This window comes from Actinoalloteichus fjordicus (assembly GCF_001941625.1).
GTDB lineage: Bacteria > Actinomycetota > Actinomycetes > Mycobacteriales > Pseudonocardiaceae > Actinoalloteichus_A > Actinoalloteichus_A fjordicus.
Window position 1 is genome coordinate 527,209 of record NZ_CP016076.1, and the last position, 14,102, is coordinate 541,310.

16 protein-coding genes are annotated in these 14,102 nt (G+C 68.4%); 14 read left to right on the top strand and 2 right to left on the bottom strand.

Translation table 11 applies throughout. From position 1 onward, the window contains the following. The first annotated feature begins 24 nt into the window (after positions 1-24). From UA74_RS02375 to UA74_RS02390, 4 genes are all read left to right on the top strand, one after another. On the top strand, positions 25-885 hold the full coding sequence (locus UA74_RS02375; RefSeq protein ID WP_075738481.1) for a cytochrome c biogenesis CcdA family protein: 861 nt from the start codon (positions 25-27) through the stop codon (positions 883-885). Then, positions 882-2,720, top strand: a complete 1,839-nt coding sequence (gene resB, locus UA74_RS02380; RefSeq protein ID WP_075738483.1) for a cytochrome c biogenesis protein ResB — start codon at positions 882-884, stop codon at positions 2,718-2,720. Before UA74_RS02375 ends, resB begins: the two co-directional genes overlap by 4 nt. Beyond that, positions 2,720-3,694: a c-type cytochrome biogenesis protein CcsB gene (gene ccsB, locus UA74_RS02385; RefSeq protein ID WP_075738485.1), complete on the top strand. Its 975-nt coding sequence runs from the start codon at positions 2,720-2,722 to the stop codon at positions 3,692-3,694. The genes resB and ccsB overlap by 1 nt, the downstream gene beginning before the upstream one ends. Before the next feature lie 104 nt (positions 3,695-3,798). Further along, positions 3,799-5,190 carry a MinD/ParA family ATP-binding protein gene (locus UA74_RS02390; RefSeq protein WP_232237604.1) on the top strand — a complete coding sequence of 464 codons (1,392 nt, stop codon included), beginning with the start codon at positions 3,799-3,801 and terminating at the stop codon, positions 5,188-5,190. A gap of 59 nt (positions 5,191-5,249) precedes the next feature. Here the strand turns inward: UA74_RS02390 and UA74_RS02395 are convergent, their stop codons facing one another. Both UA74_RS02395 and UA74_RS02400 read right to left on the bottom strand, forming a co-directional pair. Beyond that, complete coding sequence (locus UA74_RS02395) at positions 5,250-5,471, bottom strand: hypothetical protein (protein WP_075738489.1); 222 nt, start codon at positions 5,469-5,471, stop codon at positions 5,250-5,252. Between the two features lie 158 nt (positions 5,472-5,629). Continuing rightward, on the bottom strand, positions 5,630-5,863 hold the full coding sequence (locus tag UA74_RS02400) for a BldC family transcriptional regulator (protein WP_075738491.1): 234 nt from the start codon (positions 5,861-5,863) through the stop codon (positions 5,630-5,632). A gap of 268 nt (positions 5,864-6,131) precedes the next feature. On the opposite strand from UA74_RS02400, the gene UA74_RS02405 reads away from it, so the two are divergent. The 10 genes from UA74_RS02405 to UA74_RS02450 all read left to right on the top strand — a co-directional run bounded on the left by UA74_RS02405 (position 6,132) and on the right by UA74_RS02450 (position 14,067). Then, a complete protein-coding gene (locus UA74_RS02405; protein WP_075738493.1) occupies positions 6,132-6,614 on the top strand; it encodes an Lrp/AsnC family transcriptional regulator in 483 nt (160 codons plus the stop codon). A gap of 10 nt (positions 6,615-6,624) precedes the next feature. Next, on the top strand, positions 6,625-6,975 hold the full coding sequence (locus UA74_RS02410; RefSeq protein WP_318533283.1) for a DUF4229 domain-containing protein: 351 nt from the start codon (positions 6,625-6,627) through the stop codon (positions 6,973-6,975). A gap of 502 nt (positions 6,976-7,477) precedes the next feature. Beyond that, complete coding sequence (locus tag UA74_RS02415) at positions 7,478-7,810, top strand: type VII secretion target (RefSeq protein ID WP_075738495.1); 333 nt, start codon at positions 7,478-7,480, stop codon at positions 7,808-7,810. A gap of 23 nt (positions 7,811-7,833) precedes the next feature. Then, positions 7,834-8,721: a WXG100 family type VII secretion target gene (locus tag UA74_RS02420; RefSeq protein ID WP_075738497.1), complete on the top strand. Its 888-nt coding sequence runs from the start codon at positions 7,834-7,836 to the stop codon at positions 8,719-8,721. Between the two features lie 51 nt (positions 8,722-8,772). Further along, positions 8,773-9,318, top strand: coding sequence for a hypothetical protein (locus UA74_RS02425; RefSeq protein ID WP_075738499.1), 546 nt, complete (start codon positions 8,773-8,775; stop codon positions 9,316-9,318). A 235-nt stretch (positions 9,319-9,553) separates the two neighbouring features. After that, a complete protein-coding gene (locus UA74_RS02430) occupies positions 9,554-10,096 on the top strand; it encodes a hypothetical protein (RefSeq protein ID WP_075738500.1) in 543 nt (180 codons plus the stop codon). Positions 10,097-10,270: 174 nt separating this feature from the next. Then, a complete protein-coding gene (locus UA74_RS02435; protein ID WP_075738502.1) occupies positions 10,271-11,374 on the top strand; it encodes an L-cysteine desulfhydrase Cds1 in 1,104 nt (367 codons plus the stop codon). Between the two features lie 32 nt (positions 11,375-11,406). Continuing rightward, complete coding sequence (locus tag UA74_RS02440) at positions 11,407-11,988, top strand: hypothetical protein (RefSeq protein WP_157433953.1); 582 nt, start codon at positions 11,407-11,409, stop codon at positions 11,986-11,988. A 268-nt stretch (positions 11,989-12,256) separates the two neighbouring features. Then, positions 12,257-12,706: a hypothetical protein gene (locus UA74_RS02445; protein ID WP_075738506.1), complete on the top strand. Its 450-nt coding sequence runs from the start codon at positions 12,257-12,259 to the stop codon at positions 12,704-12,706. Beyond that, positions 12,655-14,067, top strand: a complete 1,413-nt coding sequence (locus UA74_RS02450) for a hypothetical protein (RefSeq protein ID WP_157433954.1) — start codon at positions 12,655-12,657, stop codon at positions 14,065-14,067. The genes UA74_RS02445 and UA74_RS02450 overlap by 52 nt, the downstream gene beginning before the upstream one ends. The last annotated feature ends 35 nt before the right edge of the window (positions 14,068-14,102 follow it).

Sequence of the window (14,102 nt, forward strand, 5' to 3'; positions counted from 1 at the left end):
GAGTAGGGTGCCTACCCTCGATGCGTGGACCCCTCCGAGTTCGTCATCTCCGGGCCGCTGTTGCTGGCCACGGGAGTCGCCGTGCTTGCAGGTCTCGTGAGTTTCGCCTCGCCGTGCGTGATTCCGCTGGTTCCCGGCTACCTGGCCTATCTCGCGGGGCTCGTCGGCGCCGAGGCGCCGCAGACCCGGCCGGTCCCCGCAGGCGGGATCGCCGCGCGCGACGAACAGGCGGCGGAATCGACCTCCTCGGGCGCCGCCGTGCCCGATTCGGTCGCGGCCGCCGAGCACAGATCCGGCAGGCTTCGGGTCGCGGGCGCGGCCGGCCTGTTCGTCCTCGGATTCACCGCCGTCTTCCTGGCGAGCACGGTGTTCCTGCTCGGCCTCACCGACCTGATCTTCGCCAACCAGCCGCTGCTCCAACGGATCGGCGGGGTCGTCACGATCGCCATGGGACTGGTGTTCCTCGGCTTCGTCCCCGCCCTGCAACGCGACGTGCGGGTGCATCGTCGGTTCGGGACCGGCGTCTGGGGGGCTCCCCTGCTCGGCGGCGTCTTCGGACTCGGCTGGACGCCGTGTCTCAGCCCGACCCTGGGCGGGGTCATCGCGGTCGCCGCGACCACCGACGCCGACGGCGGAATGATGACCAGGGGGATCGTCCTGGTGATCGCCTACTGCCTCGGTCTCGGCCTGCCCTTCGTCCTGCTCGCCCTGGGCGCGGGCTGGGCGGTGCGTACCGGCGACTGGTTGCGGCGCAACAGCAGACGGATTCAGATCGGGGGCGGCGTGCTGCTCCTGATCGTCGGGATCATGCTGGTCACCGGGTTGTGGGGCGTGTTGATCAGCCTGATCCAGGGACCCATCGGAAGTTTCGAGCTGCCGCTGTGACCGTGAAGACTCGCAGGAAACCTCCTGCGCTCCTGGCCTTCCTCCGGAACACCTGGCGCGGCCTCACCACGATGCGGACCGCACTGACCCTGCTGTTCCTGCTGGCCTTGGCTGCCGTGCCGGGTGCGCTGCTGCCCCAGGAGTCGACCAACATCAGCCTGGTCGACGACTTCTACGAGGACTACCCGACCATCGCGCCGATCCTGGCCCGGCTCGGGATGTTCGACGTGTTCGCCAGCGTCTGGTTCGCCGCGATCTACGTGCTGCTGTTCATCTCGCTGATCGGCTGTCTGCTGCCGAGGACCTTCGACCACGCCAAGTCGCTGCGGGCCGAGCCGGTGCTGACGCCCCGTCGCCTCGGCAGGCTGCCCCACCACCGGATCGCCGCCGTGACCGACGACGTCGAGACGGTGCGCGCCCGAGTCGACGAGCGACTCAAGGGCTGGCGGACGGTGCATCGCACCGAGGCCGACGGCGTGCACACCGTCAGCGCGGAACGCGGCTACCTTCGCGAGCTGGGCAACCTGGTGTTCCACTTTGCCCTGGTCGGGCTGCTGGTCTCGATGGCGGCGGGGCGACTGCTCGGGTACGAGGGCCAGGTCATCGTGCGGGCCGACGGCGGCGAGTTCTGCAACTCCGGCATCTACAACTACGACTCGTTCCGGCCCGGCATCACCGTCGACGGCACCCAGCTCAACCCGTTCTGCATCCAGGTACACGACTTCACGGCCGAGTACACCCACGCGGGGACGGCGACGTATTACGAGTCGAACGTGTCCTACCAGGAGGGCGCGGATCTGGAGACCGGTACGTGGCGGGACCACCTCCTGCGGGTCAACCATCCGCTGCGGATGGCGGACGACCGCGTCTACCTGCTGGGCAACGGCTACGCACCGGAGTTCACCGTGACCTTCCCCGACGGGGAGGAGCGGCTCGGCGACGTGCAGTGGCGACCGGTCGAACTGACCACGATGCTCTCCGAGGGCGCGACGAAGTTCGACCCGCCGAACACCGTCGACGAGGACGAACGTCGGGAGAACCAGCTCGCGATCACCGGGCTGCTCGCCCCGACCCCGATGTTCACCGAGGAGGGCCTGCTCACTTCCGGCTTCCCCCAGCTGAACGAGCCGATGGTCGCGGTCGATGTGATGCGCGGCGACCTGGGGAACAACTCCGGCCGAGGCCAGTCGATCTTCGAGATCGATCAGGACATGGTCGATGAGGGCGAGCTGGTGCGGGTGGCCAGGGAGAACCTGGCCGTCGGCGAGGAGATCGAGCTGGCGGACGGCACCACGGTGCGCTTCGACGGCGTGGAACGGTGGGCCTCGCTCCAGGTCTCCTACGACCCCGCCCAGTTCTGGGTGCTGATCTCCAGTCTCTTCATCCTCGGCGGCCTCGGGCTCTCCCTCATCGTGAAGCGGCGACGGCTGTGGGTGCGGATCACCCCGCAGAATCCGGGCGACGGAGCCGGTCGTACCGTGGTCGAGTTCGGTGGGCTCGCCCGCACCGACCAGGCCGGATACGGCGAGGAGTTCGGCAGGGTGACCACGGAGCTGCTTGCCAGGCTCCGTGCATCAGATTCTGTGGAGCTGCTTGCCAGGCTCCGTGAATCAGGCTCTGTGGAGCAGCCTGCGTCGCTCCGTGAGTCAGATGCAGTGGAGCAGCCTGGGCCGGTCCGTGAATCAGACGCCGTGCCGCCGTCTGCCGCGCGCGACGAACCAGATCCCACCGAGACCCCGGACCAGGCCGGCGACGCGGCCTCGGCCGATGCGACAGGGGCGGTCCAGAAGCCGCCCGCGAGTGAGCCGGATTCGGCTCTGGGGAAGGACGCCTGATGCCGGTCGACGAGACCCTGTCCGTCTACAGCGACCTGTGCCTCGCCAGCGCGCTCGTCATCTACGTGCTGGCGTTGCTGCTACAGGCCGCGGAGTACGGCTTCACCCGCAAACCCAAGACGGCCAAGACGTCGGCGCTGGTGGGGGCGGGCGGCACGACCTCGACCACCGACGCCGACGCGACCACCGCCGGCTCCGACACACCCCCGTCCCGACGTCCCCTCGCGGAGCGTCTCGGCCGGATGGGCGTCTCGCTGACCGTGCTCGGCGCGGTCGTGCAACTCGCCTCGCTGGTGCTGCGCGGCTTCGCCACCGGCCGCGTGCCGTGGGGCAACATGTACGAGTACATCTCGGCGTTGTCGCTGGCCGCCGTCGTGGCCTGGCTGTTCGTGCTGCGCAGGCATCCGATCCGGGTGCTGGGCGTGTTCGTGCTGCTCCCGGTCTTCATCCTCTACTTCGTCGCAGGAACGGTGCTCTACGCGGAGGCCGCACCACTGGTGGCCTCGCTTCGCTCGATCTGGATCGTCATCCACGTGTCGGCGGCGATCGTCGGCAGCGGGATCTTCCTGGTCTCGGGAACCGCGAGCGTCGCTTATCTGATCAAGGCCGCGCATCTGGCAAAGCCGAAGCGGTTCGCCTTCGTCGGCGAGAAGCTGCCCGACATCGCCGTCCTGGACCGAGTCGCCTATCGCAGTGCGGTGTTCGCGTTCCCGATCCTCACCTTCGGGATCATCTGCGGGGCGATCTGGGCCGAGGCGGCCTGGGGCCGGTTCTGGGGCTGGGACCCCAAGGAGACGGTGGCCTTCATCTGCTGGGTCGTCTACGCCGGATACCTGCACGCGCGGGCGACCTCCGGCTGGCGCGGCACCCGAGCGGCCTGGGTGAACGTCATCGCCTTCGCGCTGAATCTGTTCAATCTGTTCTTCATCAACCTGGTGGTCGCGGGTCTGCACTCCTACGCAGGAGTAGGTTGAGATCTACTCTTGACAACCCCTGTGTCGACGGCCCTGCTTCGGTGGGGCTACCGTCGTCGCGGATCGAAGAACGCCCGATGTGCTGGGTATGGAGGGACCGAACGGTGACCGGACGGCAAGACGAGCCCGAGTCGCCCACGGAGTCGATGTGGCAGCCGCCCGTCAGGGGGCAGCAGCGGGCCGAGGGGCACGGCTACTACGGGGAGCAGGCACCCGCAGCATCACCACCGGCGGATTCGGGCGGTTCCGGCCCTTATCCGGTGGAGGGGGCCAGTTCCGGACCGTATTACGTGGACCAGGCTTCCGGCCCCTATCCGGTGGAGGGAGCCTCCGGCCCGCATCCGGTGGAGCCGGTCTCGGGACCCTATGCCGTCGACCCGGCGTCCGGCCCGTATCAGGTCGATCCGGCGGTCGCGGGCGGCTATTACGCTGATCCCAGCGTCTCGGGACCACACCAGCAGCCCCCGGCCTATGGGATGCCCGGCACCGGCCATGCACCGCAGTACGGGGCTTACCAGCAGCAGGGGCAGCCGGGCAGGCAGCAGAACCAGGCCTCCTCCCCGCAGGACCTGTCCTCGGCGCGACTGCTCCGCCAGGGCAAGCGCCCGCCGCAGGGCGGCTGGCGCCGGATGCTCTACAAGGCGAGCGGCCACACCCTCAACCTCGGGGAGAGCCCGGCGGAGCGTCAGCGACGTGAGCTGATCGCCAGGATCAACCAGCCGTTGCAGGGCTGCTACAAGATCGCGATGCTGAGCCTCAAGGGCGGTGTGGGCAAGACCACCACCACGGCCACGCTCGGCTCGACCTTCGCCTCGCTGCGTGGTGACCGGGTGATCGCGGTGGACGCGAACCCGGACCGGGGCACGCTCAGCCAGAAGATCCCGCTGGAGACCACGGCCACCGTCCGCCATCTGCTCCGGGACGCCGCCCGCATCCGCAAGTACAGCGACGTCCGCGCCTACACTTCGCAGGGACCCAGCAGGCTCGAGGTGCTGGCCAGCGAGCAGGACCCGGCCGTCTCCGAGGCCTTCAGCGAAGAGGACTACCGGCGCTCGGTGACGTTGTTGGAGCACTTCTACAACGTGGTGCTCACCGACTGCGGGACCGGGCTGATGCACTCGGCGATGCGCGGTGTGCTGGACATCGCCGACTCACTGATCATCGTGTCGTCGGGCTCCATAGACGGGGCACGCAGTGCCTCGGCGACCTTGGACTGGCTGGACGCGCACGGCTACCGGAACCTGGTCTCCCGCTCGGTCGCGGTGATCAATTCGGTGCGGCCGGGCTCCGGCAAGGTCGATCTGGACAAGCTCACCCAGCACTTCGCTGCGCGGTGCCGCGCGGTCTGCCGGGTTCCGTTCGACGCGCACCTCGAAGAAGGTGCGGAGATCGAGCTGGACCGCCTCGCCCCGGACACCCGTCTCGGCCTGTTGGAACTCGCCGCCACGGTGGCCGACGACTTCCCGCAGGCGATCAGCCGGTCTCGAACCAGCTGACCGGCTGCGGGGCCATCCCGGCGAGCCTCGGCGGATCTCCCCAGCTCGAACCCGCCCGCTCAGGCGGGCGGGTTGCCCTCATCCTGATCGGATCCGCGCTGTTTGCGCATCCGGTCCTCCCACTGCTGCTGATCGAGCCTGCGGAGGAAATCCGGATCGTCGTCGGGCGCCACGGGGCCCGACTGCCGGGGTCGTGACACGCCGACCCGTTCCGATGCGAACGCACGCCACAGCAGTACGGCGACACTGAGCACGCCGATCGCTGCGAGCAGATACAGCACAGGCGCCACCTCCTTCTCCTCCTGCGAGGTTAACCCGTCTCACCACGATCGCCGCCGGCCCCCACCGGGAGCGGGGAGTGAAAGGAGAAGGAGGGCGCGTGTCCGCCGCTGATGTCGACCATGGTCTCCGACGGCGGAGGTGTCGCCCGGCGCGGAGATCAGTTCATCGCCACCGGTGAGCTGGCCTCCCTGGTCAGATTGGCCAGCAGCGCCTTGACCTCCGACTCGCGGAACCGGCGGTGCCCGCCCGGCGTGCGAATCGATCCGATCCGACCCGCGGTGGCCCATCGCGTCACCGTCTTGGGATCAACGCGGAACATCGTCGCGACCTCTCCGGGGGTGAGCAACCGCTCGGCGGAGTACTGCTCGGTGTGTTGAACGGACCCAGTCACAGGTGACCTCCCTGGAGTGCAGCGCTCACCCTGTTCGTCGGGTCGCCTGGTGCCCGGCGGTGAGCGCTTGATGAATCCGGCGTTACCGACACAATCCTGACAGCTCGCCCCCCAGGTACTCGAACGCTTGTGCGTAGGTAAAGGCCAGGTAAGGGACGAAACACTCGGTTCGGACGGAAGGGGACGAGAGTCCGCCCGTCGTCCAGGGTGTCTCGGCGTGCCGGGGCCCGTCCGCCTGCGTCGGCGAGCACGAGGAGAATCCCAGAGCATGGACAGTGTGGACCGGCGGATCATTGCGGCGCTGCGGGCCAACGGGCGGGCTACCTACGCCGATCTGGGCAGGCAGGTGGGGCTGTCCGCCTCGGCCGTTCATGAACGGGTCGGCAAGCTGGAGTCCTCCGGGGTCATCACCGGCTACCACGCCGTCGTCGATCCCAGGACGGTCGGGCTCGGCGTGACGGCGTTGGTCGGCATCCAGCCCAGCGACGCAGGCGATGACGAACGGATCGCCGAGGCGCTGGGCACGCTCGCGGAGGTGGAGTCCTGCTACGCGGTCGCGGGGGACGAGGCCTTCGTCGTCAAGGTGCGGGTCGCCACCATGGACGACCTGGAGCGAGCCCTCGGCAGACTCCGCCGTATCGAGGGGGTGGCGCGTACTCGGACCACCGTCGTGCTCTCGACGCGCTTCGAGGGGCGCCCCAACGATCCCGACGAGCAGTGGGCCGCCGCTGGGCGCCGGACCGATCCGTAGGCTCGGCGGGGTGAGCTCGAACGACACTGCGTCCGCCACGGCCGTCGACGACGCGGGGAAGGAGACGACGATGACCGAGGACACCGCGACGCGGAGCACGCTCGGCACCGACCTGTTGCTGTACACGGTCGCCCGACTGCTGGCGGTGGCCGTTCCCGCTGCCGTTCTCGTGCTGCTGAACAGCCCGGTGCTCGTGGCGCTGGCGGTCGGGCTCGTGCTCGGTCTCGGGCTGTCGCTGGTGCTGTTCCGACCGCTGCGCGCTCGGATCTCGGTGGGGCTGGCTGATCGCGCCGCCCGGCGGGCCGCCGCCCGCAGGAAGCTGGAGGCTCAGTTGCGCGGCGAGGACGAACGGACCGCCTGAGTCCGCTGCTCGCCTCGACGGCCGGTCGCGGGTCGCGGTCGGCAGCGCCGACGGCGCCGCCGAAGAGGAATCGACCTCGTTCGACGCCGACCCCATCGCGGCGGTGATTCGGTACCACCGGACGCCCCCGACTGCCGCGAGTCGATGGGCGGCCGAGACCCGGTGACCGCCGTCGACCTGTCCGGGGCACCTCGGCACCTCGAGGGGTGCCGGTCGGCTCTGAAGAACCACTGCCACCTGCCGGTCTCGGACCTCGGGCACCCGCTGCGCCCGCCCGACTGTGCCGTTTTCTTTACCTTCCGATGGTGCCGTCGCACGCTGCCCGAGTCCGGCGGTGCGGGCCTCTCCCCATCCCGTGCACTGCGGGTCGAACGACCGACACCGCGATTCGTCGGTATCTGGTTTCACCCATTGGAACCAGTGTTGGAATCGTCGCGTCTAACCTCCGCGCCGGTGAGCCACGGGCGCTGGTGATGTCGATCACAGGAGGATCTGAGGACTGATGAGCGACGACTTCGAAGTCGAGCCAGAGGAGCTTCGCGGGTACACGGGACTGACCGATGCGACTGCGGGCCACTTCACCGAGATCGGCGCCTATGCGGCGAACAAGGGCGCTGACACCAGCGGATTCACTGGTCTGTTCGTGATCCTTCAGCCGCTGGTCATCGCCATCGGCAGCCTGTACGAGGGCTGCATGGAGGACGCGAGCGCGAAGATGCGCAACCTGTCCGCCGCGTTGAACGACACGGCAAGTGATTACGAACTGGTCGAGCGCGGGGAGCAGGGCAGCATGTCCGCGCTGACCGATCAGGCGTCGCAGATCACGCCGAGCTGACTGAGCACTGGGGAGCAGAACACATGAGTTACGCACCGGCGGAGGCGATCGTGCTCGCCGAGCCATCGGCAGGCGATTCGGCCATCAAGGACAAGGTCGAGGGCGCGAGTCTCCAGGTTCAGGCCGTTGACTGGATCTGGCAGCAGGTCACCGGTCAAGGCCTCGTGGAGATGGTCATCACGCCGCTGCTCGGTGACTTCGGCAAGATGAAGAACAACGGCGAGGCGTGGAAGAACGCGGCCGACGCGCTGCAGGTCACCAGGAACAACCTCAACACCGGTCTCGACACGCTGTTGCAGACGTGGAAGGGCCCTGCCGCCGACTCGTTCAATGCCAAGATCGGGCAGAACTGGACCCTGAGCATCGAGGCAGACGCTCAGATGGCGAACCTCGCGGGCCTGGCTTTCGACCAGTGCGCGAAGACGTCGGAGAAGATGTGCGACGAGGCCCTCAAGCTCGTCGAGAAGCTGGTGAACAAGCTCATCGAGGCCATCGCGCTCGCCCCGATCCCCGTGGTGGGCTGGGCCAAGGCCGTGAAGACGGTCTACGACGCGGTCACCATCGTCAACTCGATCCTCAACATCATCTCGGCGATTACCTCCATGGTGGAGAGCACGATCACCGTGATCAACGGGCTGATCGGACTCGGCTCGGCCGTGATGCAGGTCGGTGATGTCAACGACATCAACAGCGCCCTCAATGTCGCGAACCAGACCGGTGACAGCGTGGCGCAGGTGGCCGAGGGCACCCAGGGCTTCAACTCGGCGCAGGAGAACCTCCAGACCGAGGTCGGTGGCAACACCCGAGCCGACGGTACGGTCGACAATGAGGGCAATCTCAATCGTGCGGCCGACAGTTTCGAGCAGAATTACGGGGCCTACCAGCAAGAACGTCAGAACGCGAGTTCCTGACCTCGTCGGCAGCAGGGTAGCGATCGACGGAGCCGATCCGTCGAACGGAGGATGGCAGTAGTGGACCACCAGGCACGACTGGCGCATTTCGCGGCGGCACGCAGCCAACTGGATCAGATCGAGGCCGAGGCCGACGCCCGGATGGCCGAGATCAAGCAGCAGCAGCTCCCCGAATCCGGCCTCACCGAGGCCGAGATCGCCCAGATCGAGCAGTTCGCCAGGAGCAAGGACGCCCCTCCCGAGTTGGCGGCGCTTCAGGCACGGATCGACAAGGGCGACCTGTCCTGGGGGGACATCGCCGACGGCAGCGCGGTGCAGGATGAGCAGGTGCAGCGGGCGCTGGCCAGCGGTGTGCCGAAGCTCCAGCAGGCCTACGCGATGATTCAGGAGGGGCACGAGCTCGACGACATCCTCGACGCGGGCGACCCCTTTGCCGGGCCGAACGCGGCGGGCCCCGGTCCGGTCGCGGGCGGCGGTCCCGTTCCGAACACAGGCGGCGGCCCCGCCTCGGACCCCGGTCAGAACCCGCCGCGTCGCGGCGACGACGACGATGAGGGCGATGAGGGCGGGAGCGTCTTCCGCCGAGGCGGCTGGTGATCCAGGCTTCGGGCCGCTCCGCAGGTGTCACGAGGGCGTCGTCGGCGACTGACCAGAGGTCCGCGCCGGGGGCTCGACCGGTGACGCCTGCGGGGCTTGGTGCAGTGTGTTCTGCGGGGCTCGCCCCGGTGTTGTCTGCGGGGCTCGCCCCGGTGTTGTCTGCGGGGCTTGCCCCGGTGTTATCTGCGGGGCTTGCCCCGGTACCCCCTTCCCGACCCATGGAACGGAGCGTTCGATGACCGGTGCGGCAGGCGGCTTCGGTGCGCGACTGAAGAACTCCTCGCCCGCGGGGCGGGTGCTCATCGGGTTGGCCCTTCTGTTGGCGGCCCTGGCGGTGGGCGCCTACCTGATCGGGTCGATGGGCGGCACGCGACTCCAGGGCACCACCAACGCGGCCGATGCCGCGAGTGTGACGCCGTATCAATGGGACTCCGCCGACGACCTGCACGTGACCTCCACCGCGCGCGGCGTGGGGTCGAACTGCACCGTCGAGCCCGCCGACGGCGGCGAGGTGCGCGACCTGGCGGTTCCCCCCAACCCGCAGGCAAGCAACCCCAGCCGGAGCCGGGCCTATCTGGTCGAGTCCGCCTGGTTCGAGGGCACGGCCGAGGTCTCCTGCCAGCAGAGCGTGCTGATCAGGACGGGCTTCATCGCCGCGGTGTCCGACGCGACGGGGTCGCGCAGCTTCATCACGACGGCGGCGATCGTGGTGGCGATTCCGTTCATCGCAGGCCTGTTCGTCGGCAGGCGACGGACCACCGGCGGCCAGGCGGCCTGAGCCGCCCGCGCAGGTGGCGGCCGGTACCTGGCGTCGCGCGAGGCGGGGTCGGCGGGTTCGCGCCCATCGGTCCCGTTGAGTGCAGTCCCCGAAGCTGCGGCAGGTCGTCGACCGAGGACGTCAGTCCGTCCGATCCGGACCTATGGTCTCTTCTCGGGTAGTACAGTCCCGCGCGTGGCCATCGTCGATCGTTGTAGCGCGGTGAGTCGGGCCTGGGTCAGCGAAGCGGTCCGCATCATCGAGGCGGATGCGAATCGCAGCGCCGACACGCATCTCCTTCGCTATCCGCTGCCCGCAGACTGGGGAATCGACCTCTATCTCAAGGACGAGTCGACGCATCCCACCGGCTCGCTCAAACATCGCCTCGCGCGATCCCTCTTCCTCTATGCGCTCTGCAACGGCTGGATCACCGAGGGAACCGCACTCGTCGAGGCCTCGTCCGGCTCGACCGCCGTGTCCGAGGCGTATTTCGCGCGGCTGCTGGGGCTGCCCTTCATCGCGGTGATGCCGAGATCGACGAGCAGCCAGAAGATCGCGCTGATCGAACGCGAAGGCGGTCGCTGCCATTTCGTCGACGAGCCCGACGCGATCTACCGCGAGGCTCGCCTACTCACCGCTGAGCTCGGCGGACACTATCTGGACCAGTTCACTCACGCGGAGCGGGCCACCGACTGGCGCGGCAACAACAACATCGCCGAGTCGGTCTTCCAACAGCTCGCCCTGGAGACGCACCCGGAGCCGTCGTGGGTCGTGGTCGGTGCGGGGACCGGCGGGACGAGCGCCACCATCGGCCGCTACATCCGCTATCGGCGGCATGCCACGCGGCTCGCCGTGGTCGACCCGGAGCACTCGGTCTTCTTCGACGCCTGGCGCACCGGCGATCCCGGACTCGTCGGCAGTCGTGGCTCGCTGATCGAGGGGATCGGCCGTCCGAGAGTGGAGCCCTCGTTCGTCGGACAGGCCGTCGATAGGATGATCAAGGTTCCGGACGCCGCCTCGATCGCCACGATCCGCTACGTCGTGGAGCCGCTGGGCAGGCGCGTCGGCGGTTCGACCGGAACCAGCCTGTGGGGCGCGTTCCAGCTCATCGCGGAGATGCGTGCCCAGGGACGCACCGGGAGCCTCGTCACGCTGTTGTGTGACGGCGGCGAGCGCTACGCCCAGACCTACTTCTCGGACGACTGGGTGAGCGGGCAGGGGCTGGAGCTGGCTCCGCATCTCGAGGTGTTGCGCCGGTTCCATCAGACCGGTGAATGGACCGAGTCCGCGTCGCGCTGATCGGCGCCGGACCGGGGGTTATGGGGGAGAACGTGAGTAGCAACACCACGAGCAGTCGTGGCCTGGGGGTCACGGTGATCGTCGCGCTGGCGGCGGCGCTGACGGTGGCAGGCATCCATCTGATCGGGACCTATCTGCCGACGGTCTTCAGCAGCACGGCGCTGCGGACCGCCACCGGCACGGTGCACGACCGGTACGTCTCGGTGCCGGACGAGATCCTGGAGACCGACGTCCCGAGGTACCGCTGGGCGGGCGGCGAGCTGTATCTCGCCGCCGACGAGGACGGCGCACAGCGACGCAGTCTCAACTGCATGTTCCGCCCGGACGACGGATCGACGTCCGAGTGGGTCAGTCTGGAGTTCCGGCCGGAGCACGCCGGAACGCTGGTCTATCGGGGCACGCCGCCCGCCGCCGCGCCCGCCGACATGAGCTGTGTGAACGACGCTCGGGAGCAGGTGCTGGTCTACACCGGAGCGGACATGGACCGTGCCGCGACGGTCGCCGACCGCTGGTGGGCGGTCGTCGTCGGCCTCCAGGCCTTCGGCGCCGCGATCCTGGTGATCGTCATCGGCGTCGTGATCGGCCGCGTGCGTGGCCGGGCAGGGCAGCGGTAGGCCGAGGGGACGAGTCGTCCGGCGAACCGGGATGTCCGCAGCGGGGATACCCGGCGCAGGTGCCCAGGACAGGGAACGACGAGACATGACTTCGGCGGGCGACCGGTGACGCGCTGACGCGCGTCGATCGGATGCAGGCCCGACCGCTGATGTCGGAGATCGAAAGATCGGGAACCGTCTCGATGCGGTCTTCGTCGGGATATCGGGGCGACGGCTTGAGGGGGCCGTCGAGGCAGTACGTTGTGGATGAAGAATCTGGTGGGGAAATATGAGTGACGAATTCGAAGTCGCAGCCGACGAACTGCACAATTACGCGGGGAGCCTGGACGGGCTGCACGGCGGAATCGATGCGATTCGGAATTACATGTATGAACAGGGCTGCAATAAAGACGGTTTCACCGGTTTGTTGATGGTGTTGCACCCGGTCATCGATTTAGTGGGAGATCTGTTCAACGAGACGCTCAACTTCGGGCAGGACCGGTTGTCCGGCACCGCAGAGGGCATTCAACGCAACGCCGAGACCTACTCGGAGGCAGAGGCGCGCATCGAGGGGCTGTTCAGTCAGATCCTGGACGGGCTCTCCGCCACCCGGGACGCGGTGGCCGACGGGGCGGCGGCCGTCGACGCCGCGGTTCCGCAGGCCGTGCAGGATGCGGGAGCCCAGGCGTGGAACTCGCACGTCGAGAGCAGCGCCGCCAGCCGGAACGGGGGCGCCTGATGTCGTACCAGGACGCGGGTGCGGTAACCGAGGCACTGCAACCGCCGGAGCAACCCGGCGGCGAGTCGATCCAGGACATGGTTCGGGAGGCGGGCTGGCAGGTCTCGGCGGTCGACTGGGTCTTCACCCAGGTCACCGGTGAGAGCATCGTCGAGAAGGTGATCATGCCGATCACCGGGGACTTCAACCGGATCGCCATGAACGGCGAGGCCTGGCGTACGGTCGGCACCGCCATCGGAGCCCTCGGCGACACGATGGAGAGCAACGTCGGAACGGTTCGCGAGTCGTGGAACGGCAACGCCGCCGTCCAGCACGAGATGTTCGTCCGCACCGTGTGGAAGGGCGGACTGTTCGTCGAGGCGCAGATCGCGAATCTGGTCGGCATGGCCTTCGACAAGGTCGCCGAGGGCTCGCGGCTGCTCTGCGCCAAGGCGCTGGATCTGCTCTCGTGGCTGGTAGACAAGCTGATCGACGCGATAGCCAAGATCTGGATTCCCGCCTACGGCTGGGTGAAGGCCGCCCAGCTCGTCTGGGACGCCTATCAGCTCTACACCAAGATCATGGACATCATCGAGGCCGTCAAGGCGATCATCGAGAGTGCCCAGTCGATCATGCAGTCGGTGCAGAGCATCGGCTCCCAGCTCGCGCAGATCAAGGACGTTCGCAGCGTGGACGATGCGATCGCGCTGGCCACCGGCATCGCCTCCGACGCGCAGAGCATCGCGGAGCAGACGAACTCGATCCGCGACAACGCGTCGCAGATCAGCAGCGATCTCAACGAGGCGAGCGGCCATGTTCGCGACGTCGCCCAAGGCACCCGGGAGCTGCCCGGCAACCTGCGCGACGGCTGGAACGAGACCAGGGACAACTGGGACGAACAGCAGCAACGGCTTCGGGACGCGCCCGGCGAGGCCTGGAACGCCGCCAGGGAAGGGGTCACCGACGGTGCCCAGAACGCGTGGAACTCCACGCGGGAGGGCGCAGCGAGCGCCTGGGACTCGGTACGGGACGGTTCGGCCGCCCAGAACGCCTGGAACTCGGCGCGGGACGGTGTGACGAACTACGCACAGGAGCAGTATCAGGAGCAAGTCGGCCAGTACGTCGACGCGGCTCGGGACGCACCCGGCGCGATCCGCGACGGGGCGCAGAACGCCTGGAACTCGGCCTCCTCGGCGCCGGGGAACGTCGCCTCGGCCGCGCAGAGCGTGTGGAGCGACCCGAGCGGTGCAGCGTCGCAGGCCTGGAACGCGGGCACCGGCGCCGCCTCCGAATGGGCAGGCGCTGCGGAGCATCGGGAGAACCTCGGCGAGACGGGTTCGAACGCCCGCGATGCGTGGGATGCCCTGCGCGGCAGGTCGTGATCCGCTGCGCAGGGCGTGGCGAAGACTTCGGGAGT